The following is a 24297-nucleotide window of genomic DNA, read 5'->3' as shown; positions in this document are numbered from 1 at the left end:
GGGATTCCCCCCGGGCGCGGGCACACCGCACAGTGACGCATACGTCAACGGCCCCGCCCGGCCGCGGCGGCACGCGGTCGAGTCCGCCGGGGCACCGCCCTGCCCGCCGCACCGTCCGGGCCGGTACCGGCGTACGCACCCGTCACCCGTGGGAGAGGAACCCGCCATGCCCGCTTACCGGTCGGACAGCCTGAGACGTGCCGTCGGTGTCGCCCCGGCCCATCGGTTCCCGTCCGTGGCGCCGGCGGTCGCACGGCTCGCCGCCGGGGCCGTCATGACGGTGCACGGCCTCGACAAGCTGGTCGACGGACCGGCCGGGTTCGGCGCGTTCCTCGGGGGCATGGGTGTGCCCGTACCGGCCGTGACGGCCTGGGCGGTCGCGGTGGGGGAGACGGCCGGAGGGGTCTTCCTCGTCCTCGGGCTGCTGTCCCGGCTGACCGCGCTGCTGCTGACCGCCCATCTGTGTCTGGCGATGGCACTGGTCGACGCGGACACCGGGTTCATGACACCCCAGGAGGGGGCGGCGAGCGGGGCGGGGATCGAGTTCCCGCTGATGATGGCGGCGGCGTTCCTGGTCGTGCTGCTGGCCGGGCCGGGGCCGCTCGCGCTGGACGGCGTGCTCGGTGTCGAGGCGCCGGTGCCGGGCCGTCCCGGGCGGGCTTCCGGTCGGCCGTCCGCGATGCGCGCCTCGGTCGTCGGCGGAGCGATCGGCGGGGTGATGGGCGCGGTGATGAGCGCTCTGGTCAACTATCTGGCCGTGGGGGTGCCGTCGAGCGCCGGGGCGAACGCCGCCAACCACGCCGTGTCCGGGCTGATCAGCGGATTCCTCGCCGGGTTCCTCGGACTGCTGGCACACCAGCGCCGCCACGGTTCCGGGACCCGCCCCGCGACGGGTGACGCCGCACCGGCGCCCGCCGCCTCGGCGGTGCCCGAGATGTGACCGGCCGGCGGCGGAGCCCCCGCCTCGGCCCCGGAGGTCAGGGGCGCAGCGCGGCGAGGGCGTCGTCGAGGCCGGGGTGCAGGGTGAACACCTGGTCGAGGCCGACGGTCTGGAAGACCCGGGTGAGATCGTGGCTGAGACCGGCCAGGCTGAGCGAGGAGCCCGCGGACTGGGCGCGGTGGTAGGCGGTGACCAGCACGGTGATGCCGGTGGAGTCGCAGTAGGCGAGACCGGACAGGTCGATCACCAGGGCCCTGCCGTCGCCGAGGGGGGCGTGGTCCAGCGCCTGGGAGAGCTGGGGGGCGGTGTGGTGGTCGAGTTCACCGGTCACCGTCAGGACGACGGGACCTGCCTGGTGGATCTGCTGTTCGACGGTCAGGGTGGGCTCGGTCACCGGTTCTCCTGAAGAGATGATGCGGGCGGTACGGGTACGGACAGGGCGAGCAGCGCGGTGTCGTCGCCGACGCCCGGCCCCAGGCTGCCCAGGAGGCCGCTCACAGTGTGCAGCAACCGGTCGGCCGACGACGCGCCGGCCGCCGCCAGGTGCTGGGCGAGCCGCTCCTGACCGAGCATGTCGCCGTCGGGTGTCCGGGCCTCGACGAGACCGTCGGTGTACAGCAGCAGCGACTCACCGGGAGCCAGACGGGTGGTGGTCCGGACGAAGCGCGGCTCGGGCAGCAGGCCGATGAGCTGTCCGCCGATCGTGGAGATCGGCTCCACCGTACCGTCCGCGCGCACCGCGAGGGCCGGGGGATGGCCCCCGCCGGCCAGCGTGACGGTGAAGGCGTCCCCGGGGGCCGGCTCCAGCACACCGAACAGGGCGGTGCAGTGCCGCGGTCCGCCGTCCTGCTGCTCCCCTTTGAGCACCGCGTCGAGGTTGGCCAGCACGGCACAGGGGTCGGGGTCGTAGATGGCGGCGGCGCGCAGGGTGTAGCGGGTGAGCGAGGTCAGTGCCGCGGCGTCGGCGCCCTTGCCGCACACGTCGCCGATGAACAGGCCCCAGCGGCCGTTCTCCAGGGGGAACAGGTCGTAGAAGTCGCCGCCGACCTCGTCCGGGGAGGCCGTGTGGTAGGCGGCGGCCGAGCGCAGGCCGGGCACCGAGGGCAGCGTCGGCGGCAGCAGGGTCCGCTGCAGGGTGCGGGCCAGGCGTTCGGCGTCGGCGCGGCGGGCGCGTTCGGCGGCCACCGTGCGCACCGCCGACAGGCGCAGCTCGAGTTCCTCCATGGCCAGCGCCGCCAGGTCCCGCAGGGCGTCGAGCCGGTCGCGGCCGGGATGGCGCGGGCGGGTGTCCAGCACACTGACGGTGCCCAGGCGCTGCCCCCCGGCGGTGACGATCGGCGCGGCGGCGTAGAACCGGACGCCGAGGCCGCCGCGTACCAGGGGATGGTCCGCGGTACGGGGATCGGTGAGGGCGTCGGTGACCATGAACGCCTCCGGCCGCGGGCCGCCGAGGACCGGCAGCCCCGGCAGGCGGAACGCCTCGGCCGTGTCCGCCAGGCCGTGGGACGCGATCAGCCGCGCGCGGTCGGGGTCACCGAGCGTCACGCCGGCCATCGGGGCGCCGAAGATCCGGGCCGCCAGCGCGGCGATCCGGTCCAGGGCGGGACTGGGCGACGCCTCCGCGACGGGATACTCGCGGACCGGGGCGGAGCGTCTGTCCCCGTCGGACGCCAGGGCCAGGAGACGAGCTGGCGCATTCGGTGTCATAGCCCTGCGGCCTCCTGCGTGATGGTGCACCCGTGCCCGGTGCTGATGCCCCCGGATGATCCGTCTATCCTACGAAGCGGTCGTTTGCGCGAGGTGGGGACGGTCACGCTACCCGGGGTAAGGGGCGTGCCGTGCGGGTGGCGCCGCTCGGGCCGTCGACCGGTGCGGGAGGCCCGCCCCGTCCCGGCCCGGGGGCGGTGACGGTGGTGGTGCGGCCGACTGGCGGCCGCGGGCCGAGCGGTGTGGACGAAAGGGTTTCCTGTGGCAGGTTCTGCAGACGCCGGGCGCCGGCCGCCGGCCGCGGTGGCCGAGGTGTTCACCGCCGACCCGGAGATCGGCCGGGATCTGGCCGCGGTCGACTGGGCCGCGACCCCGCTCGGACCGCCGGAGAGCTGGCCGCAGAGCCTGCGCACGGCGGTGAGCATCCTGCTCTCCTCCCGGTTCTCCATGTGGATGGCGTGGGGACCCGACCTGACGTTCTTCTGCAACGCCGCCTACCGCCGGGACACCCTCGGGCAGAAGTACCCCTGGGCCCTGGGCCGGCCGGCGAGCGAGGTGTGGGCGGAGATCTGGGACGACATCGGCCCGCGCATCGACACGGTGCTGCGCACCGGCGAGGCCACCTGGGACGAGGCGCTGCTGCTCTTCCTGAAGCGCGCGGGATACGAGGAGGAGACGTACCACACCTTCTCCTACAGCCCGCTGCGGGACGACTCCGGCGCGGTCGTCGGCATGCTGTGCGTGGTGAGCGAGGAGACCGAGCGGGTCATCGGCGGGCGGCGCATGACGACGCTGCGCGACCTCGGCTCGGACCCCAGCGTCGTACGGACCGAGGAGGAGATGCTGGCCTTCGCCGCGCACCAGCTCGGCCGCAACCTGCACGACCTCCCCTTCACGCTGACCTACCTGTTCGAGCCGGACGGCACCGCGCGGCTCGCGGCGTCCGCCGGCCTGACCGGCCCGCACCCCGCCGCGCCCGCCACCCTGTCACCGGGCACGACCGGGCCCTGGCCGGTCGACGCGCCGGCCCGGGGTGAGTCCGTGACCGTGGCCCTGGAGGGCGACGGGTTCGCCGGGCTGCCCACCGGCGGCCGGCCGCAGCCGCCCACCGAGGCCCTCGTCGTACCGCTGCTGCAACAGGGCGGCGCCCCGTACGGCTTCCTGGTGGCCGGACTGAACCGGTACCGGGACCTGGACCCGGGCTACCGGGGCTTCGTCGAACTGGTCGCCGGACACATCGCCGCCGGCATCTCCAGCGCGCGCAGCTACGAGGCCCAGCAGCGCCGGGCCGAGGAGCTCGCGGAGCTGGACCGGGCCAAGACCGCGTTCTTCTCCAACATCAGCCACGAGTTCCGCACCCCGCTCACGCTGATCATGGGGCCGGTGGAGGAGCTGCGCACACGGTTCGCCGCGGGCGACCCCCGGGTGCGTGACGAACTCGACACCATCCACCGCAACAGCCTCCGGCTCGGCAAGCTCGTCAACAGCCTGCTGGACTTCTCCCGCATCGAGGCCGGCCGGATGCAGGCCCGGTACGAGCCGGTCGACCTGTCGGCGGTCACCGCCGAGCTGGCCAGCGTCTTCCGCTCGGCCGTGGACAAGGCCGGGCTCGCCTTCGACGTCGACTGCCCCCCGCTGGCGGAGCCGGTGCACATCGACCGCGGCATGTGGGAGAAGGTCGTCCTCAACCTGCTCAGCAACGCGCTGAAGTTCACCTTCGAGGGGTCCATCCGGGTCGCGGTCCGTGCCGAGGACGGCCACGCCGTGGTCACGATCGCCGACACCGGCATCGGCGTGCCCGCCGAGGAGATGCCCAGGCTCTTCGAACGCTTCCACCGCATCGAGACCGCCCGCTCGCGCTCCAACGAGGGCAGCGGCATCGGACTGGCCCTGGTCAAGGAACTCGTCGGCCTGCACGGCGGCACGATCACCGCCGTCAGCACGCTCGGCGAGGGCACCCGCTTCACCGTCCGCCTGCCCTTCGGCACCGGACACCTCCCGGACGACGCCCTGGCCCCGGCCGCCTCCGACGCCGCCCCCTCGACCACCGCCGAGCCGTACGTCCTGGAGGCGCTGCGCTGGCTGCCCGCCGGCACCTCCGCCACGGGGGCGCCGGCGGTGCCGGAGACCGGCGACGCGCCCTACCCCTCGGGCCCCGAGGTACCGGCACGGGTGCTGATCGCGGACGACAACGCCGACATGCGCGAGTACCTCACCCGCATCCTGCGCGGCGCCGGCTACCAGGTCGAGGCGGTCACCGACGGGCGGGAGGCGCTGCGGGCGGTGCGCGCGGACGCCCCCGACCTCGTGGTCAGCGACGTCATGATGCCCCGCCTGGACGGGCTGTCCCTGGTGCGCGAGCTGCGCGGCGACCCGCGCACCGCGGCCGTACCGGTGATGCTGCTGTCCGCGCGGGCCGGGCAGGAAGCCTCCATCGAGGGCCTGCAGGCCGGCGCGGACGACTACCTCGTCAAGCCGTTCGCGGCGGCGGAGCTGCTGGCCCGGGTACGGGCCACGGTGGAGCTGTCCCGGCTGCGCACCCACCACGCCCGCTGGCGCACCGCGCTGGTCGAGTCCCTCCAGGAGGCGTTCTTCGTCTGCGACGAGCAGGGCGCGGTCGTGGAGATCAACGCGGCGTTCACCGACATCCTCGGTTACGGCCCCGAGGACCTGCCCTACCGGCCGATCCACCCCTGGTGGCCGCAGGCCGACAGCGACCCCGAGGGCCACCAGCAGGTCGCCCGCGCCTTCGCCGGTCTGGTGGCGGAAGGACACGGCCGCTACACGGTCCCCGTCACCCACCGGGAAGGGCACCGGCTCTGGATCGACGTCGCCTTCAACCACGCCCAGGACCCCGACACCGGGCACCGCGTGGTCGTCGGCACCTTCCGGGACGTCACCGCCGAGCACTACGTGGTCCAGCGGGACAGCGCCCTGGCGGCGCTCAGCCTCAAGGTGTCCCAGGCCACCAGCGTGCCCGAGGCACTCACCGGTGCCCTGAACGAGCTGAAGGAGCTGTGGCGGGCCCGGCAGGTCCTGGCCGTCGTCTTCGGCCACCACACGGAACCCGCCGTGACCGGCACCGGCAGCGCACCGCACTGGCGGGAGCTGCCCGCCGACCGGCGCGAGGCGCTCACCGCCCTGCGCGAGCGGCCGCCGCTGACCCCGGTCACCGACCACACCAGCGCGGCCATCGCCGTGGAGCACCCCGAGGGACCGATGGTGCTGTGGGTGGAGCTGGGGGCCGGCCGGCCCTTCACGCACGAGGACCAACTGCTGCTGTCGCTGCTGGCCGGACACCTCGCCCAGGGCCTGGTCCGGGTCCACCAGATCGACCAGCAGCGCGAGACCGCCATCGCCCTGCAGCGGGCCATCCTCGGCCCCTCCGACCTGCCCGACGGTTTCGCCGTCCGCTACGAACCGGCCACCCGCCCACTGGAGGTCGGCGGTGACTGGTACGACACGGTGGCGCTGCCCGACGGGCGGATCGGCATCGTCGTCGGGGACTGCGTCGGCCGCGGACTGGAGGCGGCCAGCGTCATGGGCCAGCTCCGCAGCGCCTGCCGCGCGCTGCTGCTGCAGGACGCCAGCCCCGCCCAGACCCTGATGGCCCTCGACCGCTTCGCCGCCGGCGTCTCCGGGGCGCTGTGCACCACCGTCTTCTGCGGCGTCCTCGACCCCGACACCGGTCTGCTGACCTACTCCAGCGCCGGGCACCCGCCGGGCATCCTCGTCCACCACGACGGCACCACCCGCCTGCTGGAGGAGGGGCGGTCCGTGCCGCTGGCGGTCCGGCCCGGCCGGGTACGCCCCGAGGGCACGTGCACGATCCCGGCACGCGCCACCCTGCTGCTGTACACCGACGGTCTCGTCGAGCGCCGCCGGCGCCCGCTGAGCGTGGGCATCGACCAGGCCGGCGAGGCCGTCCACGAGGGCCGGGACGCCGCCGTCGACGATCTCGCCACCCAGGTCATGTCCCGGCTGGCACCCGAGAACGGCTACGACGACGACGTCGCCCTGCTGCTGTACCGGCACCCGGCACCGCTGGACGTGGCCTTCCCCGCCGAGTCCTCGCAGCTCGCGCCGGTCCGGCAGGCCCTGCGGACCTGGCTGGAACGCTGCCAGCTCCCCCCGCAGACCGCGCAGAACGTGCTGGTCGCGGCCGGGGAAGCCTGCGCCAACGCCATCGAGCACGGCCACCGCCACTCCCCGGGGGAGATCGTCCGGCTGCGCGCCGAGGCGTACGTGGACGATCTGCGCCTGGTCATCACCGACAGCGGACAGTGGAAGACACCGCAGCCCGAGGCCAACGCGCACCGCGGCCGCGGCATGACCCTGATGAAAGCGATGATGCAGCACGTCACCGTCACCTCCGGCGCCGCCGGCACCACTGTCCAGATGCACACGAGGATCGCGTGATGACCACCCCCCTGACCCTGACCCCGGGCCGACGGGCCGACGGCACCCTGCTGCTCACCGCCGTCGGTGAGATCGACATGACCAACACGGACGTCCTCGCCGAGGCACTCGACGCCGAGCAGGGCCCGGTCCTCCTCGACCTCACCGGGGTCGAATACCTGGACAGCGCCGGCCTCAACGTCCTGTTCGCCCACGCCGACCGGGTGGAGCTGGTGGCCACGCCGCTGCTCGCGCCCGTGCTGACGATCTCGGGACTGAGCGACCTCACCACCGTCCATGGCCTGTAGCGCGGCCCCGGGCCGGGCGGGGGCGCGGCCGGGGAGCGGCGCCGTCCGTCCGGTGTGCTTCCATGGAAGGGACCGGATCCAGGAAGCGGGGGCAGCGTGGTGAAAATGCCGGGAGCGGCTGTTCCCGCCGAACGGGAGCCCGGGACGGGGCACCACTCGAGCGTGGTCTTCGCCGACGACCAGGAGTGGGCGGCCCACCTGTGCGCCTTCGTCCGGGACGGGCTGGCGCGGGACGAGGAGATCAAGTACTTCGCGGACACCACCGACCCCGGCCGGGTCTTGCGCACCCTCGGCGACGCGGGCATCGACGCGGTGGCCGCCGAGCGGCGGGGCCAGCTCTCCGTCTCCACCGCGGCACAGACGTATCTCGCCGGTACCGGCTTCGACCCGGACGCGATGATCGGGCTGTGGTACGACGCGGTGGAGGAGTCCGCGGCCCGGGGGTACGCCGGGCTGCGGGCGATCGGCGAGATGTCCTGGGGCGCCCGTGACATACCCGGGGCGGACCGGCTCCTGGAGTACGAGCTCCGCATCCACCAGGAGGTCTTCGAGCGGCTGCCCCTGACCGCCTGGTGCTTCTACGACCGGCGCCTGCTGCCCGACGACCGCGTGGACGTCCTGGTCGGCGCCCACCCGGCGAACCGGGGCGGTCCGGTGGGCCGGCCGGTGCTGCGGGTGACGCCGCTGACCGACCGTCCCGGCCTGCGCCTGTCCGGCTCCGCCGGGTACGACACGCGGGAGGCCGTCGCCGCCGCGGCCGCCGCCGTCCGGGGCATGCCGACCGCCCGGGTGGAACTGGACCTCGCGGGCCTGCGGCACCTGGACACCGCTTCGCTGGCCACCCTGGCCGCGGCGGTCGCCGACCGGCCGGCCGGCCCGCCGCTGGGGGTGCGCCACGCCCCGCCGCCTCTGCGGCGGCTGCTGGATCTGTTCCCCGAGTTCGGCTCCGCGGTGGAGGTCCTCGACCGATGACGACGGACTCGCTGATGAACGACCACGCCGACCGGCTCGCCCCCTTCTTCCACCCCGCCCTGTTCTACGCCACCGAGGACGAGTACCTCGACGGCGTCGGGGGCTTCGTCCGCGGCGCCCTGGACGAGGGGCAGGACGTGCTGGTGGCCGTGCCCGGCGCCCGCCTGAAGCTGCTGAAGGAGTTCTTCGACGGCGAGCACGAGCGCGTGATGTGGGTGGACATGACCGACGCGGGACGCAATCCCGGACGCATCCTGTCGATGCTGCAGGAGTTCGCCGACCGCCCCGGGCGGGACGCCAGGCCGGTGTCGATCGTGGGGGAACCCATCTGGGTCGGGCGCACCCCGGCCGAGAGCTGGGAGGCCACACGGCACGAGGCCCTGATCAACCTGGCCTTCGAGGGCCGGGGCCTGAGCATCCTGTGTCCCTACGACACCGCGCTGCCCGAGGAGGTACTGGCCCAGGCGTACCGCACCCACCCGGTCGTCGGCGACTCGGCGGCCTACCGGGCCAGTGCCCGCTACACCGACCCCCGCGAGGTCTGCCGCGACTGCGACGTACCGCTGCCCGAGCCACGGGACGCGGTGGTCCTCGCGTTCGGCAGGGAGGACCTGGCGCGGGTGCGCGACGAGGCCGACCACTGGGCGACGGCCGCCGGCCTGTCGCCGGAACGCCGCACGGACTGGCTCCTCGCCATCGGCGAGGCCACCAGCAACTCGGTACGCCACGGCGGGGGCCAGGGCCGGCTGCGCCTGTGGCGGGCCGACGGCGAACTGGTCGCGGAGATCAGCGACCGCGGCCGGCTGGCCGACCCCCTGACGGGCCGCCGCCGCCCCGACCCGTACGCGCCGACCGGCGGACGCGGCGTGTGGATCATGCATCAGCTCTGCGACTTGGTCGAGATCCGGTCGTCGGCACAGGGCCTGGTCCTGCGCCTGCACATGAGCGTGAAGTGAGGCACCCCGGCCCGTACCGGCGGCGTCGTCGTCCGGACCGCCCGCTCGCGCCGGGCGGCAGGAAAAAATGCGTCGACAGCGGCCCTCGCCGCTCGGCAGAGTAGCCGTCCGTGACCAGCAGTGAACTGTGGACCCGCGCGACCGCCGACCGCTACGACGCCGAAGAGACCGAGATGTCCTCGGCCGCCGTGCTCGGACCGACCCTCGACTTCCTCGCCGAACTCGCCGGGGACGGCCCTGCGCTGGAGTTCGCCATCGGCACCGGACGCGTGGGCGTCCCGCTCCGGCGGCGCGGCGTGCCGGTCGTGGGCATCGAACTGTCCGAGCACATGGCGGCGGTCCTGCGCCGCAAGATCGACGAAAGTCAGCTCCCGGTGACCATCGGGGACATGGCCACCACCGTGGTCCCCGGCGAGTTCACCCTGGTCTACCTCGTCTACAACACCATCGGCAACCTGCTCACCCAGGACGAGCAGGTCGAGTGCTTCCGCAACGCGGCCCGTCATCTCCGGCCCGGCGGCCGGTTCGTCATCGAGCTGGGCGTGCCGCCGTTGCGGCTGCTGCCGCCCGGCCAGGTGGCGGTGCCGTTCGACGTCTCCGAACGGCATCTCGGCTTCGACACCTTCGACCTGGTCGAGCAGGTCCTCGTCTCCCACCACTTCACCCGCGACGGCGACGACGGCCGCTACCGCCGCGACAGCTCCCGGCACCGGTACGCGTGGCCCGCGGAGCTCGACCTGATGGCACGGATCGCCGGTCTGGAACTCGAACGCCGGGTCGCGGACTGGGACGGTACGCCGTTCACCCAGGACTCCGCCAAGCACATCTCCGTCTGGCGCAAGCCGGCCTGAGCCCGGCGCGGCGGTCCGGCGCTCAGAGGCGGACCACGATCTTCCCGCGCGTGTGTCCGCGTTCGCCGTAGGCGTGCGCGTCCGCGATCCGTTCGAGCGGGTAGGTCCGCTCGACGCGCGGGGTGTAGCGGCCCTGCCGGCCCAGTTCGGCCGCCGCGGCCAGGAGCGCGGGGTCGTTCTCCGCGTTGGCCACCCGCACCCCCAGGCGCCCGGCGTTGGCATGGTCGGCGACCGTCACCACGCGGGCGGGGTCGCCGGCGATCGCGACGAGATCGGCCAGGGACCCGGAGGCGGCGGTGTCCAGCACGAGGTCGACGCCGTGCGGGGCCAGGGCGGCGAGGCGGTCCGCGAGGCCGGTGCCGTAGGTGGTGGGGACGGCCCCCAGCGCGGCGAGGAAGGCGTGATTGCGCTCGCCGGCCGTGCCGATCACGGTGGCGCCCCGGGCCGCCGCGATCTCGACCGCGGCACTGCCCACGCCTCCGGCGGCGCCCTCGACCAGCAGTGTGCGCCCCCGCAGGGGACCGAGCGCCGTCAGCCCGCCCATCGCGGTCACGGCCGCCAGGGCGGCACCGGCGGCCTCCTCGTCGCTCCACGCGGCGGGCGCGGGGGCCCAGGCCGAGAGCACGGCCAGCTCCGCCGTCGCACCGGTGACGCCGCCCAGCCCGAAGACACGGTCACCGACGCGCACGCCCCGCACGCCCTCGCCCACCTCGTCGACCACACCGACGGCGTCCCGCCCGGGGATCGCAGGGAGATCCACGGGGAGCACCTCGCGCACCGCGCCGGAACGCACCTTCCAGTCGACCGGATTGACCCCGGCCGCCGCGACGCGGATACGTATCTCGCCGGGCCCGGGGTGCGGGTCCGGCACCTCCTCGACCACGAGGGTCTCCACACCGCCGTACTCGTGATAGCGGACTGCGCGCATGACGCTCTGCCTTTCCACGCGGCCAGGGCGACCGGCCGTGCGTGAGGTGAGGGGGATGGATGTCCGGCGAGTGCCGGCGCGCACTACGCTAGGACCTGACACCGGCGTCAGGTGCAAGCCGGGCGGGCCGCCCGGCGGCGGGGGACCGGGGTCCGGCCGGGTGAGCGGCGAACGGGGGCGGCGGTGGACTGGACGCTGGCGGGCGGGCTGGCCGCCGGTCTGCTGATCGCGACCGTCACCGCCCCGGTCGGGGTGTCCGGCGCGGTGTTCCTGCTGCCCGTCCAGATGAGCGTCTTCGCGGTGCCCGACCCCGCGGTCACCCCGACCAACCTGCTGTTCAACGTCGTCGCCGGACCCGGCGCCCTGTGGCGCTACCGCCGCGACGGCGCGCTGCGCGGCGACCTCGCCCGGCGCCTGGTGCTCGGCACCCTGCCCGGCGTGGTGGCCGGGGCCGCCCTCCGCGTCCTCGCCCTCCCCGGGCCCGGCGTCTTCCGGCTGCTGATCGCCGCCCTGCTGCTGCCGCTCGGCCTGTGGCTGTGCCTGCGCACCCTCACCCCGGCCCGCCACCGCCCGCCGCACGCCCGGGAGTTGACCCCGCGGGCGCTCACCGGCCTCGCCCTGGCGGTCGGAGTGGTCGGCGGCGTCTACGGCATCGGCGGCGGCTCGATCCTCGGACCGGTCCTCGTCGGCCGCGGTCTGCCCGTCGCCCGCGTCGCCCCGGCCGCGCTCGCCGCCACCTTCGCCACCTCGCTGGTCGGCGCCGCCGCCTTCGCGCTGCTGTCGCTGGTCAGCTCCGGGGACGTCGCCCCCCACTGGTGGCTCGGCCTGGCCTGCGGCACCGGCGGACTGATCGGCGGCTACCTCGGCGCCCGCCTCCAGCCCCGGCTGCCGGAACGCCTCCTGCGGCTCCTGCTCGGCACCCTCGCCACCGCCCTCGGCGCCCTGTACGCCGCCCAGACCCTGCACTGAGCCGCCACGCCCGCCGGGTACCGCGGCGTCACCCGGGAGCCGGGGGGGCTCCCGGGCGGAAGGCGTACTAGGGGGTGGGGACGGTGTCCTCGAAGGCGGTGCCCGCCGACCGGTAGGCCGCGACCTTACCGCTGACCTGAGCGGGGGTCAGGACCTGGTCCTTGACGTGCAGGACGTAGTCGACCTGCTGCCGGTAGGCCCGCGGGGTGGTCGACGGCTGACCGGCGAGGTCGATCAGCCACTGGTTGAAGTTGATCGACATGGGGCGCTCGGGCAGGTAGGCGGCGTCGTGGGTGCCGAACAACTGCCCGTCGACGTAGTACTTGACGGCGCTGTCGTCGATGGTGAGGACCAGGTCGTGCCAGCCCGCGTAGCTCCGGCGGTCCTCGGTGTGCTGGTTGACCGCCTGCCACGGGTCGGGATCGTAGGTCTCCCAGGAGGTGGTGTAGAGGATGCTGGACGGCTCGCCCCAGCCGCCGTTGGGAAGGTACTCGAAGTCGTACTCGGCGTAGTCGTCGGCCATCGGTGCCTTGAGGTCGTTGATGGTGAAGAAGGTCTGCACCAGGTGGTCGCCGTCGGGGCCGGAGACCGGGGCGTCGCTGAACCGCACCCGGGCCGCGTAGGTGCCGTTGCGGAACTTGGTCGTCTTGGTGAGCACCTCGGTCTGCTCGGTGCCGGCGGCCGTGCCGTCGGTCGAGGTCTCCAAGGTCATGACGGTGCTGCCGCCGGAGTCGGCGAAGGTGACGTTGGACGGGTCCCAGGTGGCTCCGGGGACGCCGGGGCCGCCGGAGTTGGCGCGCACCGACCAGCCGTTGGCCGAGATTCTCGGATCGTTGTACGAGGTGTAGCCGAAGTCGTCCCAGAGGGTGCCGGAGCCGGGCGGCGGGGTGGTCGGCGGGTCGGTGGGCGTGTTGCCGGCCGGGGCCTCGCCCCACACCAGGGTGCCGGCGCGGGTGGCGGTGACCTTGGTCCAGTCCCCGTAGGCGGTCTGGGCGGCGCCGAAGGAGTAGTCGTCGCTCTGCCGCAGCGACTGCCAGGTGGACTGGTAGAACCGCAGTTGCAGGTCACCGCTGTCGGCGCCGGGGGCGAGGGAGCCGGCGCCGGCGGTGAAGCCGATCTCCAGGTAGCGGTCGGCGGTGGCCGTGGGGTGGGCGAGGGTGCCGAAGGTGCCGGTGACGTTGGCGCAGCCCTTGACGGCCCAGGAGCAGCCGAAGCGGTAGGCGGCACCGGCCGAGTCGGCCTTGAAGTAGTAGCGGAGCTTCACCTCGCTCAGCGGCAGGGCGGCGGCGCCGGTGTTGCGCACCTTGAACCATGGCTCGCTCTGGTCGGCGGTGGCGCCGGTGGCACTGGTGCGGTACTGCACCGACAGCTCGCCCGCGGCACTGGCGGTGGAGGGCAGGGCGGCGAGCGCGGTGGCGCCCAGGGCGGTGACGGCGCAGGCCGCGGCGGCGGCCCGCAGACGACCGTGGCGCCGCCCGGTGGGCGGGGTTCCGTTGCTGGTCACAGTGGTGTCCTCTCTTCGGTGAGGGGGAGTCGGCTTATGCGGAGGACGCGGTACCGCTGCCGGTCGCCGCGGCGGTCCGGGGCGCGGCCGGGGCGGGGTGACGGCGGACGCCGAGGACGTCCAGCCGGGCGGTGTGCGCGCTCAGCCGGGCGGTGAAGTCCGGCCAGGGGGTGGGGCCGCTCCAGGCCCGGTCGGCCAGCGCGCACAGCCGGGGGTAGGCGAGGCGGTCGAGGTCCGCCGCGGTGGGGGCGAACTCGGTCCAGATCTGCGCCTGGGTCCCGAGGACCCGCCCGCCGCCGGTGCCGGGGGCGACCGGTTCGGGCTCGCCGGCGTGGACGGTGCGCAGGTCCACCACGGGGCCGGGCTGGGCGGGCGGACCGTCGGGCGCGTCGTCCTGGGCGTAGTCGAGGTAGGTGGTGCGGTGGTGGGTGAGGACGACGTCGTGGCCGCGGCGCAGCGCGTCGGCGGCGTGGGCGGGCTCGCGCCAGCTCATCACCGTGAACCCGGGCGGCAGCCGGGTGCCGTGCTCGGCCCAGCCGACGGGACGGCGGCCGTGCTCCAGCAGATGGGAACCCGCCCGGCCCAGGAGCCAGCCGTGCAGGGCGGCGGGCGAGGGCAGCCCTTCCGCGGCGGCGCGGGCCCGGGCGGCGGGGCTGTGCTCCCACTCGGTGGTCGGGCACTCGTCCCCGCCGAGGTGGACGTAGGGCGAGGGGAAGACGTCCATGACCTCGCCGAGGACGGCGTGGAGGAAGTCGAGGGCTTCGCCGTGGACGCCGAGGACGGTGTCGCAGACACCCCAGCGGGTCCATACGTCGAGGGCGCGCCCGGGGTGGTTGCCGAGGTGCGGATAGGCGGCGAGGGCGGCGCGGACATGGCCGGGCATCCCGATCTCCGGCACCACCGACACACCGCGCCGCGCCGCGTAGGCGACGAGCCCGGCGAGTTCCGCGCGGGTGTACGCGCCGCCGTGCGGGCGGCCGTCGAAGCGGGTGGAGCCGTCGGGGCCGACCATCGACTCGGCCCGGTGGGCGCCGACCGAGGTGAGGCGGGGGAAGGCGGGCACGGGCATCCGCCAGCCCTGGTCGTCGGTGAGGTGGAGGTGGAGGACGTTGAGCTTGTGCAGGGCGAGCAGGTCGATGTGCCGGCGCAGCGTGGCGGCGTCGTGGAAGTGCCGCGCCACGTCGATCATCAGGCCGCGCCAGTCGTGCCGGGGCACGTCGGTGATCTCGGTGCAGGGCACCTCCCACCGCTCGCGGCGGACGGCGGCCGCCGCCGGGGCGAGCGCCTCGGGCGGCAGGAGCTGGCGCAGGGTCTGCACGCCGCGGAGCAGACCCGCGGGCCGGGCGGCACGCAGCAGGACGGAGTGCCGCGAGACGGTCAGCCCGTACCCCTCCCGGCCGAGGCCGGCCAGTCCCGCGTCGACGGCGAGCGTGATGGCGCCGGTCGGCGAGGAGGGCAGGGGCAGGCCGGTGGCGGGGGTGAGAAGGGTGCGCAGCAGGTCGGCCGCGCCCTCGGCGTCGCGGGTGGTGCGGATGCTGGTGCCGGCGTCGAGGGGGAAGTGGCCGGAGCGGGCGACGACCCGGGTGGGCCGGGGCAGCAGGGTCTGTTCGCGGTGAGGTGAGGGCACGGGCGGGGCGGCCTTCCGGGAAGGGGGCGGGCTACCGGGGTCGGGCGCGGTGCGCGGGGCGGGCCTCAGCCCTTGACGGCTCCGGCGGCGAGACCGGAGGTGACATGGCGCTGGAGGACCAGGAAGACGACCAGGGCGGGAAGTGCGAAGAGGGTGGAGGCGGCCATGGTGGCGCCCCAGTCGGTGCCGAAGGTGTTCTGGAACGAGGAGAGCCACACCGGCAGGGTCCGGTTCTCCTGGTTCTTGATGATGAGGAAGTTGGCGTAGGCGAACTCGTTCCAGGCGGTGATGAACCCGAAGAGCGAGGTGGCCATGAGACCGGGGGCGAGCAGCGGGAAGGCGACCCGCCGGAACGCCCCGAGGCGGGTGCAGCCGTCGACCTGCGCGGCCTCCTCCAGCTCCGCCGGGATGGTGGCGATGAAGCCGCGCAGCACGATGATGGTGAACGGCAGCGTGACCATGAAGTAGATCAGGGTGAGGGTGGCGAGCCGGTCGAGCATGCCGGTGTCGCGGGCGATGATGTACACGGGGATGATCAGCGACTCCCACGGTGCCATCTGGGCGACGAAGACGGCGAGGACGAACTGCCGCCGTCCCCGCCACCGCATACGGGCCACGGCGAACGCCGCGCCCAGCGCGACCACCAGGGACAGCAGGACGGCCCCGGCGGTGACCAGCAGGCTGTTGCGCCAGAACTGGGCGAAGCCGTCCGCCTGCACGGCGGTGCGGAAGTGGTCCAGCGTCCAGGCGTGCGGCACGAACCGGGGATCGGCGGACTGGATGTCACGGGACGGCTTGAACGCGGTGACGGCCATCCAGTAGACGGGGAACAGGCAGATCAGCACGGTCAGCGCGGCCCCCGCGTGCAGCGGCAGACGGCGCAGTTGGGCGGCGGGGGTGCGGCGGACCGGACCGGTGGCGTGCGCGGCGCTCACAGCTCGCCCTCCTGCCGGAACATCTGACGGAAGTACAGGACCAGGACGCCCGACATGAGGACCACGGTGACCATCGAGGCGGCCGAGCCGAGGTCGTAGCGCTGGCTCGACAGCGCGGTCTGCACCGCGTAGACGGGCAGGATGGTGGTGGCGTCACCGGGGCCGCCCTTGGTCATCACCCAGATCTGCACGAACGCCTTGAACGTCCAGATCACCTCCAGGCACCACACCAGCGTCACGATCGGCCGGATCATCGGCAGGGTCACCGACCTGAGGACGCGCACGGCGCCGGCGCCGTCGATGCGGGCGGCCTCGTGGAGTTCGGCGGGGACGGTGGTGAGCGCCGAGTACAGGGTGATGGCGGCGAAGGGCACCGACTGCCACACCACCAGGGTGACGAGGATGGCGAAGGCCGCGGTGCCGTGGGCGAACCAGGGGTAGCGCTCGAAGGAGTCGAACCCGAGGGAGGTCAGCGCCCAGTTGACGACGCCGAACTCGGAGTGGAACAGCCACTGGAAGACGGTGGTGGCGGCGACCACCGGCATCGCCCAGGCCAGCACCAGGGAGCTGAGCACGGCGGTACGCCAGACCCGGCCGAGCCGCTGGGTCATCAGCGCCACGAGCAGGGCGATCGCCATGATGAGGACGACGTTGACGGCCATGAACAGGAAGGTGCGGCGCACGACGGTCCAGAACCGAGGATCGGTCAGCAGCGTCCGGTAGTTGGCGAAGCCGACGAATCGGGCGTTCCCCGAGATGAGTTCCCGCAGGCGGAAGTCCTGGAAGGAGATCAGGACGGCCCGGGCCAGCGGGTAGAGCAGCAGATACAGCATGCCGAGGACGGCGGGTGCCACCAGCAGGTAGGGCCAGGGGCCGCCGCGGTCGCCGCAGGCACGGCCGGCGGCGGGCGGCGGGGGAGTGCGGCCCGGCCGGCGACGGGCGGGGCGGGGAACGGTGTGCTCTCGGACGGCGGACACGGCTCCTCCTTTCGTACGGGGCGGTCGTCGACCGGATGTCGTCGACCGGATGGGAGCCGTGCGTCAGGAGGCGCTGTTCAGCGCGCGGGTCATCGCCTCGGACGCCTTCGCCGCCTCCCGCTTCATGTCGCCGCCGGTGAGGGCGGCGGTCATGTAGTCCTTGATCGGGTTCTCCGCCTCCACGGCGGCCCAGCCGGGGGTGTTGGGCGTGGCCCGGCCCTGGGCGGCGCCGGCGGCCATCGCGGCGGCTCCGGGGTCGGAGGCCACGGCGGAGGCGAGGGAGGTCTTGTTCGGTACGTAGCTCATGGCGAGGGCGAGCTTCTTCTGCCAGGTGTCGCCGGTGAGTTCCTTGACGAAGGTGTAGGCGGCGTCCTGGTGCCGGGAGGCGGCCGGGATCACCAGGTCGGAGCCGCCGGTGAAGACCGCGCCGGGCCGGTCGGCGGTCTTGCCCGGGATGGGCAGGAAGCCGAGCTTGCCCTTGAGAGCGGGGTTCTGCTCGGCGACGATGTCGGCCCCGCCGGGCACGGAGATGATCTGCGCGACCTTCTCCTCGGCCATGACCTCGGCCTGCGGAGGGTTGGCCTCGTCGGCGTCCTTGGGCCCCTTGCCGAGCGCTTGCAGCTCCTGGTAGAACTCCATCCCGGCCAGGGCCTGCGGGGTGTCCAGGGCCCCCTGCCAGCGCCCGCCCTTCCGGACGGCCAGGTCACCGCCCTCGTCCCAGATGAACCCGGCCAGCGCGTACCAGGTCTGGCCGGTGAGGTAGATGCCCTGATGGCCGCCCCGGTTCAGCTTCTTGGTGGCGGCGAGCCACTGCGCGCGGGTCCGCAGGGCGGCCGGGTCGACACCGGCCCGCTGGAAGAGGTCCTTGCGGTAGACGACGACGCGGTTGGCGGCGTAGTACGGGATGCCGTACTGCTTGCCCTCCCAGGAGCCGGGCTCGGCCAGTCCCTTGAGCCAGGTGCCGCCGCCGAGGTCGGCCTTCTTGCCGGTGAGGTCGAGCAGTCCGCCGCTCTGGGCGTACTGGGCGACCTGGGTGTTGCCGACCTCGATGACATCGGGTGCGTCGTTGCTGGCGAGAGCGGCGGTGACCTTCTGGCCGATGCCGTCCCACTCCTGTGTCTGGATCGTGAGGTCGATGTCGGGGTGTGCCGTGGTGAAGGCGGTGGTGAACTCCTTCTGGAAGGCGGCGGAGACGCTGTCCCGCATCAGCCAGACGGTCAGTGAGGACGCGCCGCCGTCCCCGCTGCCGCCGGAGGCGTCGCCGGAGCAGGCGCTGAGGGCGGTGGTCAGCGTGAGCACGGACACGCCGGCGAGCAAGCGCAACTTCACGGTTCACCTCAAGGGGAGCTCTTGGATGGCGCGCGGCAGGGACAGCACCCACCAGGGACCTGACCAGTGACCAACTGGACAGATGACCTGCTGATGCTGGACGAAACTGGCATGGACCAATGAGTCCGTCAACCCCCTTGGTACACAAGGATGTTCGCTCCACCGAGGAAATCCGCAGCCTGCCGCTCCCTTTACCAGCGGGCGCGAACTGGTCCTGATCCGTACAGTGTTGAGGCCACGACGGCGACAACTGGTCAACCGCGTACGGGCGGTGCGCGCACCGGAGGGGACGGCACGGATGGGTGACAGAGCACCGGATACGGCCCGACCGGACGGCCCCGGGACGGGCCCCGGGGCACCGCCCGCCGCACCGCCCCCCGGCAGCGGCGGGCGGCGGGCGGACCGGGCCGGCGGCGTACTCAAACGCGAGCGGGTCCGCGACGCCGTACTGGAGATGGTCGAACAGCGCCGCCCCGGGGACGCCATCCCCTCCGAGCGCACCCTGTGCGCCCGGCTCGGCGTGTCCCGGCCGACGCTGCGGGCGGCCGTGGACGAACTGGTCGCCGCCGGCGTCCTCGTCCGCGAACACGGCCGGGGCATGTTCGTCGCCCCGGAGAAGATCACCCAGGAACTCGTGCCGGGTCACCACTCGCTCGGCGTGCCCCAGGCGTCGGGGAGCTGGGCGAGCCGGCTGCTGGAGTTCACCACGGTCCCCGCGGGCGCCCGGGTGGGCCGCAGGCTGCGCCTCTCACCCGCCGCGCGGATCGTCTACGTAGCCCGGCTGCGCCTGGTCGACGCCGCGCCGATGGCCATCGAGCACCTGCACATCCCCGCCGACCTCGTGCCCGGCCTGACCGCCCGCGAACTCGAACACGGCGACCTCTACGAGCATCTGCGCGCCCACCACGGCATCCACGTGAGCGAGGCCACCCAGACCATCGAACCCACGGTGGTGACACGCGCCGAGGCGGAGATACTCGACGTACCGGAACTCTCCCCGGCCCTCCTCTTCGAACGTCTGACCACCGACACCGGAGGGCGCCCGGTCGAATACGTCCACTCCCTCTACCGCGGCGACCGCTACCGCATCGTCTCCCGTCTGACGCTCGGAGCCGACACGGCCCCCGCCCCAGCACCCGACGGACACCATCCGGGCATCCCCCCGGGCGACTTCCCGCACGGCGACCCGGTCGCCGCGTCGACCCTGGGAGACGTCCAGGGACACCACTGACCGGCCCTCGGACCGATCCGGTGCCGACCACTGTTATCGACGTTACGAAATCACTGTTTCCGTCGTTAGTAACGATGGTATCGTGCTTTGTGTATCGTCTGTATCGGCGTGTGAGGAGTGGCGTGATGGCTGATCGTCTGCGGATCGTGGGGGTGGAGGAGACGGTGGTCGTGCCCGCCGTCCACGAGGCGTACGAGCGCAACGGATCACCGCGGATCCCGGCCCGCGGTTTCGGTGACGGTCCCGTCGCCCGGAATCTCCTGGAGTACGGTGAGCGGCGGCTGGCGCACATGGACGACCAGGGCATCGACGTGGCGGTGCTGTCGTTGGCGAGTCCGGGAGTGCAGGACCTGCCCGATGTCGAGGCCATCGCCGTGGCCCGGGACGCCAACGACCAGCTCGCCGAGATCGTCGCCTCCCGCCCCGACCGTTTCCAGGCGTTCGCCGCGATCCCCGTGCAGTCGCCCGCCGCGGCCGCGGCCGAACTGGAGCGCGCCGTGACGGAACTGGGGTTCCCCGGGGCCATGCTGTACGGCCGCACCGGGAACCGGCTCGCCGACGACCCCGCCAACGACGAGCTGTACGCCGCCGCCGAACACCTGGGCGTCCCCCTGCACTTCCACCCGCAGATGCCTCCCGCACCGGTCGTCGACGCCTACTACTCCGGCATCGGACCCATCGGCACCGCGCTGGCGGGGGCGGGCATCGGCTGGTACTACGACTTGGGCGTCCAGTATCTGCGCATGATCTTCAACGGGACCTTCGACCGGTTCCCCGACCTGCAGATCATCGCCGGACACTGGGGGGAGATCGTCCTCTTCTACCTCGACCACACCGGCTTCTTCGCCGAGGCCGGCGGTCTGCGCCGACCGCTCGCCGACTACTTCCGGCAGAACTTCTGGGTCGCCGGCAGCGGCACCAACAGCCCCCGCTATCTGCGGTGGACCGCCGAGGTCATGGGCACCGACCGGATGCTGTACTCCACCGACTACCCCTTCACCTACGGCTTCCGCCCCGGCGGCTTCCCCTACGTCGACACCAGCGGCGGCCGGGCCCGTGCCTTCCTGGAGAACGCGCCCTTCACCGAGGAGCAGAAGGCCGACATAGGCCACCGCAACTGGGAACGCCTCACCAGCGCCGCCCGCCACCGCACCGCCGTCTGAGAGCGGCAGCGCGCCTTCGCACCGGTCAGCGGGGCCGGTACGCGGTGGCCAGTACGGAGACGGTGACCCGGCCGGGCAGCGGACCCTCGCCGTCCAGGGCCGCACGGCTGGTGTGGCGGGCGCTCGGTGTCATCGCCACCAGATCCATGGCCTCGTGTCTGGTCAGTTCGGCGCGGTACTCCACCTGTTCGGTGACGGCGGCGGTGAAGAAGGGGTCCAGCGCCCGGTGCAGGCGCTCTTCCTTGACCGGGTCGACCGTGACCATCGACGGCAGCGTGCCGCGCAGTTCGGCCAGGTGCCGACCGGTGGGGCGGACCACGATCAACCGGCCGCCGGGGCGCAGTACACGGTGGAACTCGGGCGGGTTGCGCGGGGCGAACACGTCCAGCACGACATCGGCCACGCCGTCGGCCAGGGGGAAGGGCCGGAAGACGTCCCAGGCCACCGCGGCGGCCCGGTGGTGGGCACGGGCCGCCGAGCGCAGCGCGCGGGCCGATGTGTCCAGCCCCAGGCCGCGGGCGCCGGGCAGCCGGTCCAGCACACCGGCCAGGTAGTAGCCGGTGCCGCACCCCGCGTCCACCACGGTGGCCTCCCCGGTCACGGCACCGGCCGCCAGGCGGGCCGCGGCGTCACGGACGGGCGCGTAGGCGCCGGTGGACAGGAACCGGTCCCGGGCCCGCACCATGGCCGTGTCGTCACCGCTGGTGGCGCGGGCGCCGGTGAGCAGTCCGGCGTAGCCGTGGCGGGCTATGTCGAAGGTGTGGCCCGCCGGACAGCGCAGAGCGCCGTCGCGGGGCCGCAGCCGGCCGGTCCGGCAGGCCGGGCAGCGCAGCAGGTCGAGGGAGAGGTGCAGGGCAGGGGGAAGCGACACGGGCACGAAGCACTCCTGACTGAGGGGTGAGGGGAGAAGACCGGGCCTGCGCGCACTCAGGACGTCACCGCCTCGGCGGGGACGTCGTGCGCGCGAGAGGCACACCGGGGAGGGCGGCGCCGTCCGGCGTCGCCCTCAGCGTCTTCCGGTCACAGGAAGCAGTAGTGCGGAATGCTGATGAATGCCACGTCAGGAGTCTACGGGCAGCGGCGCGTTCGCTCGTGCATTTTTGCAGGGCGGGGCAACACCCGGTGGGCGGCGCGGCGTTGACCGACCGCGGGTGCCGGTGCGGTGGCCTGCCGTCGGCGCCGGAGCGGGCCGTGAACCGTCCGGCGGGCCGTCACCGGGTGAGACCGTCGAGGACGACGTTCATCAGAGGCCGCGCCGCCGAGTCCCACTCCTGCCGGTCCAGCCGCCCGAGATAGGCGATGAGCTGGAGGACCCCGCGGGCGTCCACGTCCGCGCGGACGGAACCGGCCGCTTTCCCGGCCTCCAGCAGACGGCCGAGGGCGCCCTCGATGGGGTGGTGGCTGTCCGCGACGAGATCCTGCCAGGCCGCGGGCTCCAGCGCGGCCAGGACGCCACGCTTGACCTCGGCGTAGTCGATCACCCGGTCGAGCCAGTGACGCAAGGCGTCCACGGGCTCGTGTTCCGCCAGCAAAGCGGAGGCGGCGGCCACCAGTTCCTCCACATCGCGCCGGTAGACCTCGGCCAGCAGCGCCTCGCGGCTGGGGAAGTTCCGGTAGAGGGTTCCCTGTCCCACCCCGGCGCGCTTGGCGATCTCGTTCAGGTGGACGTGGTCGGACTCGGCGAGGGCCGCGCGGGCGGCCTCCACGATGCGGGTCCGGTTCTGTGCGGCGTCCGGACGGCGTGGCGCCTTCATGGACCGCTCCTGACGTTCATGGGCCTCTCCCGATGCCACCCTCACCACAAATGGACACGTGTCCGGTAGGGTGAGTCGCACACCGGACACGTGTCCACTTTACTTGGAGGCAGCAGTGCTCTCTCTGCACGGCAAGACCGTCGCCATCACCGGAGCGAGTGGCGGCATCGGCGAGGCCACGGCCCGCCTCCTCGCCGAACGCGGCGCCGCGGTCGTCCTCGCCGCCCGACGGGGCGAACGCATCGACGCCGTCGCCCAGGACATCCAGCGGCAGGGCGGCCGTGCCACCACGTGCGTCGTCGACGTCACCCGGGCCGAGGACCTGCGGCGCCTGGTCTCCACCACCGTCGACCGGTACGGCCGTCTCGACGTGCTGGTCAACAACGCCGGCATCGCCCCGATCAGCCCGCTGGCCGACCTCGACACCGAGAGCTGGTCGGCCATGATCGATGTCAACCTCCGTGGCGCGCTGCACGGCATCGCCGCGGCGCTGCCCGTCTTCCGGGAGCAGGGCGCGGGCCACCTGGTGAACATCGTCTCCGTGGCCGGTCTCACCGTGTCCCCCTCGATGGCCGTCTACGCGGCGACCAAGAACGCGGTGCGCACCTTGCACGAGGGGCTGCGCACCGAGTCCACCGACGGGGTGGTGCGCACGACAGCCATCTCGCCGGGATACGTCCGCACCGACCTCGCCGACTCCATGACCGACCCGCGGCTCCGCGAGCGGACGCGTCAGAACATGGACGCGGTGGGCATCCCTCCGGCGGCGGTCGCCCGCGCGGTGGCCTTCGCCGTCGAGCAGCCCGGCGATGTCGAGATCGGCGAGATCAACGTACGTCCCACCGCCCAGGCGTGACGTGTGCCGTGACCCTCGGCCGGCCGGGGCGCGGCTCGCTCCCGAGGGCGCGGCGCCCTCAGGAGCCGGAGGTGTCCCGCTGTTCGGGCTCGCGGAAGACGGGACCGGTCGTGTCCGCGAGGACCTCTTCGGTCACCCAGCGGGGCGTGTCAGCATCCGCCGTGTCCAGGTACTGGCACGCGTAGCCGGTGTCGGCACCGAGTTCGACCGTCTTGACAGCGGGGATCCGGTCGCAGCGCAGCTCCTCGGCGGTCTTGTGGTGCTCGTTCCAGAACCGGCCGTAGACCGCGTCGGCCAGCAGCAGGCCCGAGTCGGGAGGGTAGATGTCGTACCAGTACAACTGCCCGGCCCCCGACCCGGCGACGTCGGAGACCCACACGTCCCACGTCAGTTCCACGCCCCGGTAGGTGACCGTGCACAGCGTTTTGTGCCCGGCCTTCGGCAGGACCCGGCCGCCCTCGCACGCGGCACTGACGTCGGCGCGGATCCCGGCCATGACGAGCGTTCTCTCCTGGATCTCGGTCAGTGCCCGCTCGGTGAGCGGGTCGTCGCCGGGCATCGACGGCAGGCCCATCTCCGAGCGGTCGGTGTCGGCGTCGATGAGCCCCGGCACCGCCGAGTCGACCACGACCGGCAGTTTCCTGACCGGCGCCGTGGCGCCGGGGGACGGTTGGCCCCCGCCGCCGGAGTCCGGCCAGAGCAGTACCCCCAGGCCCGCTGCCGCCGAGCACACAACGACCGTCACGAACACCACGCGCGCGCGGCCGAGTTCGGTGAGACTCCGTCGAATCACCGGCCCAGCGTAGGGGGCCGGCCGAGTCCCGGACCAGACATCGGCCCCCGCGCGCCCCCTCCCGGGACCGCATCCGGTCCCCCCGCCCCGGTACGGGCC

The 24297-nt window shown here is 73.5% G+C and carries 21 protein-coding genes; 10 read left to right on the top strand and 11 right to left on the bottom strand.

Annotation, left to right across the window (positions count from 1 at the left end; translation table 11 throughout):
• Positions 1-166 precede the first annotated feature (166 nt).
• Positions 167-940, top strand: a complete 774-nt coding sequence (locus IE316_RS07900) for a DoxX family protein (RefSeq protein ID WP_190203428.1) — start codon at positions 167-169, stop codon at positions 938-940.
• 37 nt (positions 941-977) lie between these two features.
• Here IE316_RS07900 and IE316_RS07895 read toward each other — a convergent pair whose 3' ends face one another.
• On the bottom strand, positions 978-1334 hold the full coding sequence (locus tag IE316_RS07895; RefSeq protein ID WP_190203427.1) for an STAS domain-containing protein: 357 nt from the start codon (positions 1332-1334) through the stop codon (positions 978-980).
• Positions 1331-2647: a PP2C family protein-serine/threonine phosphatase gene (locus IE316_RS07890; RefSeq protein WP_190203426.1), complete on the bottom strand. Its 1317-nt coding sequence runs from the start codon at positions 2645-2647 to the stop codon at positions 1331-1333. The genes IE316_RS07895 and IE316_RS07890 overlap by 4 nt, the downstream gene beginning before the upstream one ends.
• Before the next feature lie 261 nt (positions 2648-2908).
• Here IE316_RS07890 and IE316_RS07885 point away from each other — a divergent pair, with 261 nt between their 5' ends.
• The 5 genes from IE316_RS07885 to IE316_RS07865 all read left to right on the top strand — a co-directional run bounded on the left by IE316_RS07885 (position 2909) and on the right by IE316_RS07865 (position 10132).
• Positions 2909-7066, top strand: coding sequence for a SpoIIE family protein phosphatase (locus IE316_RS07885; RefSeq protein WP_373311106.1), 4158 nt, complete (start codon positions 2909-2911; stop codon positions 7064-7066).
• Positions 7066-7353 carry an STAS domain-containing protein gene (locus IE316_RS07880; RefSeq protein WP_190203425.1) on the top strand — a complete coding sequence of 96 codons (288 nt, stop codon included), beginning with the start codon at positions 7066-7068 and terminating at the stop codon, positions 7351-7353. Before IE316_RS07885 ends, IE316_RS07880 begins: the two co-directional genes overlap by 1 nt.
• A gap of 162 nt (positions 7354-7515) precedes the next feature.
• Positions 7516-8325: an MEDS domain-containing protein gene (locus IE316_RS07875; protein WP_229910265.1), complete on the top strand. Its 810-nt coding sequence runs from the start codon at positions 7516-7518 to the stop codon at positions 8323-8325.
• Positions 8322-9281 (top strand): anti-sigma factor RsbA family regulatory protein, encoded by a 960-nt coding sequence (locus IE316_RS07870; RefSeq protein ID WP_190203423.1) that lies wholly within the window; start codon positions 8322-8324, stop codon positions 9279-9281. Before IE316_RS07875 ends, IE316_RS07870 begins: the two co-directional genes overlap by 4 nt.
• Before the next feature lie 110 nt (positions 9282-9391).
• Entirely contained in the window at positions 9392-10132 is a 741-nt protein-coding gene (locus IE316_RS07865; RefSeq protein WP_190203422.1) for a class I SAM-dependent DNA methyltransferase, read from the top strand.
• Between the two features lie 22 nt (positions 10133-10154).
• Here the strand turns inward: IE316_RS07865 and IE316_RS07860 are convergent, their stop codons facing one another.
• Complete coding sequence (locus IE316_RS07860) at positions 10155-11060, bottom strand: NADP-dependent oxidoreductase (protein WP_190203421.1); 906 nt, start codon at positions 11058-11060, stop codon at positions 10155-10157.
• A gap of 183 nt (positions 11061-11243) precedes the next feature.
• Here IE316_RS07860 and IE316_RS07855 point away from each other — a divergent pair, with 183 nt between their 5' ends.
• Positions 11244-12029 (top strand): sulfite exporter TauE/SafE family protein, encoded by a 786-nt coding sequence (locus IE316_RS07855; protein WP_190203420.1) that lies wholly within the window; start codon positions 11244-11246, stop codon positions 12027-12029.
• 67 nt (positions 12030-12096) lie between these two features.
• Here IE316_RS07855 and IE316_RS07850 read toward each other — a convergent pair whose 3' ends face one another.
• The 5 genes from IE316_RS07850 to IE316_RS07830 form a co-directional block, all read right to left on the bottom strand.
• On the bottom strand, positions 12097-13533 hold the full coding sequence (locus IE316_RS07850; RefSeq protein WP_229910264.1) for a cellulose binding domain-containing protein: 1437 nt from the start codon (positions 13531-13533) through the stop codon (positions 12097-12099).
• A gap of 34 nt (positions 13534-13567) precedes the next feature.
• Positions 13568-15160, bottom strand: a complete 1593-nt coding sequence (locus IE316_RS07845; protein WP_190203419.1) for a beta-N-acetylhexosaminidase — start codon at positions 15158-15160, stop codon at positions 13568-13570.
• Between the two features lie 65 nt (positions 15161-15225).
• Complete coding sequence (locus IE316_RS07840) at positions 15226-16095, bottom strand: carbohydrate ABC transporter permease (RefSeq protein WP_190203418.1); 870 nt, start codon at positions 16093-16095, stop codon at positions 15226-15228.
• Positions 16092-17072, bottom strand: a complete 981-nt coding sequence (locus IE316_RS07835; RefSeq protein ID WP_190203417.1) for a carbohydrate ABC transporter permease — start codon at positions 17070-17072, stop codon at positions 16092-16094. The genes IE316_RS07840 and IE316_RS07835 overlap by 4 nt, the downstream gene beginning before the upstream one ends.
• 63 nt (positions 17073-17135) lie before the next feature.
• Positions 17136-18401, bottom strand: a complete 1266-nt coding sequence (locus tag IE316_RS07830) for an extracellular solute-binding protein (protein ID WP_190203416.1) — start codon at positions 18399-18401, stop codon at positions 17136-17138.
• A gap of 298 nt (positions 18402-18699) precedes the next feature.
• Between IE316_RS07830 and IE316_RS07825 the strand changes: the two genes are divergently transcribed.
• Both IE316_RS07825 and IE316_RS07820 read left to right on the top strand, forming a co-directional pair.
• A complete protein-coding gene (locus IE316_RS07825) occupies positions 18700-19632 on the top strand; it encodes a GntR family transcriptional regulator (protein ID WP_229910263.1) in 933 nt (310 codons plus the stop codon).
• 125 nt (positions 19633-19757) lie between these two features.
• A complete protein-coding gene (locus IE316_RS07820; protein ID WP_190203415.1) occupies positions 19758-20795 on the top strand; it encodes an amidohydrolase family protein in 1038 nt (345 codons plus the stop codon).
• Positions 20796-20820: 25 nt separating this feature from the next.
• Here the strand turns inward: IE316_RS07820 and IE316_RS07815 are convergent, their stop codons facing one another.
• Together IE316_RS07815 and IE316_RS07810 are read right to left on the bottom strand one after the other, a co-directional pair.
• On the bottom strand, positions 20821-21672 hold the full coding sequence (locus tag IE316_RS07815; RefSeq protein WP_190203414.1) for a methyltransferase domain-containing protein: 852 nt from the start codon (positions 21670-21672) through the stop codon (positions 20821-20823).
• A gap of 334 nt (positions 21673-22006) precedes the next feature.
• On the bottom strand, positions 22007-22549 hold the full coding sequence (locus IE316_RS07810) for a TetR/AcrR family transcriptional regulator (RefSeq protein ID WP_190203413.1): 543 nt from the start codon (positions 22547-22549) through the stop codon (positions 22007-22009).
• Positions 22550-22664: 115 nt separating this feature from the next.
• On the opposite strand from IE316_RS07810, the gene IE316_RS07805 reads away from it, so the two are divergent.
• Positions 22665-23405: an SDR family oxidoreductase gene (locus tag IE316_RS07805; RefSeq protein WP_190203412.1), complete on the top strand. Its 741-nt coding sequence runs from the start codon at positions 22665-22667 to the stop codon at positions 23403-23405.
• Between the two features lie 58 nt (positions 23406-23463).
• Here the strand turns inward: IE316_RS07805 and IE316_RS07800 are convergent, their stop codons facing one another.
• Positions 23464-24198: a hypothetical protein gene (locus IE316_RS07800; protein ID WP_190203411.1), complete on the bottom strand. Its 735-nt coding sequence runs from the start codon at positions 24196-24198 to the stop codon at positions 23464-23466.
• Between the last annotated feature and the right edge of the window lie 99 nt (positions 24199-24297).

The sequence above is a fragment of the Streptomyces fumanus genome (assembly GCF_014655295.1).
Lineage (GTDB): Bacteria > Actinomycetota > Actinomycetes > Streptomycetales > Streptomycetaceae > Streptomyces > Streptomyces fumanus.
The sequence above is the reverse complement of the archived record's forward strand: the minus strand, read 5'-3'. Positions and strand labels throughout refer to the sequence as shown.

Coding starts and splice junctions, on each gene's coding strand:
- IE316_RS07890 (WP_190203426.1), bottom strand. CDS start 2,647: ATGACACCGAATGCGCCAGCTCGTCTCCTGGCCCTGGCGTCCGACGGG.
- IE316_RS07820 (WP_190203415.1), top strand. CDS start 19,758: ATGGCTGATCGTCTGCGGATCGTGGGGGTGGAGGAGACGGTGGTCGTG.
- IE316_RS07860 (WP_190203421.1), bottom strand. CDS start 11,060: ATGCGCGCAGTCCGCTATCACGAGTACGGCGGTGTGGAGACCCTCGTG.
- IE316_RS07810 (WP_190203413.1), bottom strand. CDS start 22,549: ATGAAGGCGCCACGCCGTCCGGACGCCGCACAGAACCGGACCCGCATC.
- IE316_RS07900 (WP_190203428.1), top strand. CDS start 167: ATGCCCGCTTACCGGTCGGACAGCCTGAGACGTGCCGTCGGTGTCGCC.
- IE316_RS07825 (WP_229910263.1), top strand. CDS start 18,700: ATGGGTGACAGAGCACCGGATACGGCCCGACCGGACGGCCCCGGGACG.
- IE316_RS07880 (WP_190203425.1), top strand. CDS start 7,066: ATGACCACCCCCCTGACCCTGACCCCGGGCCGACGGGCCGACGGCACC.
- IE316_RS07870 (WP_190203423.1), top strand. CDS start 8,322: ATGACGACGGACTCGCTGATGAACGACCACGCCGACCGGCTCGCCCCC.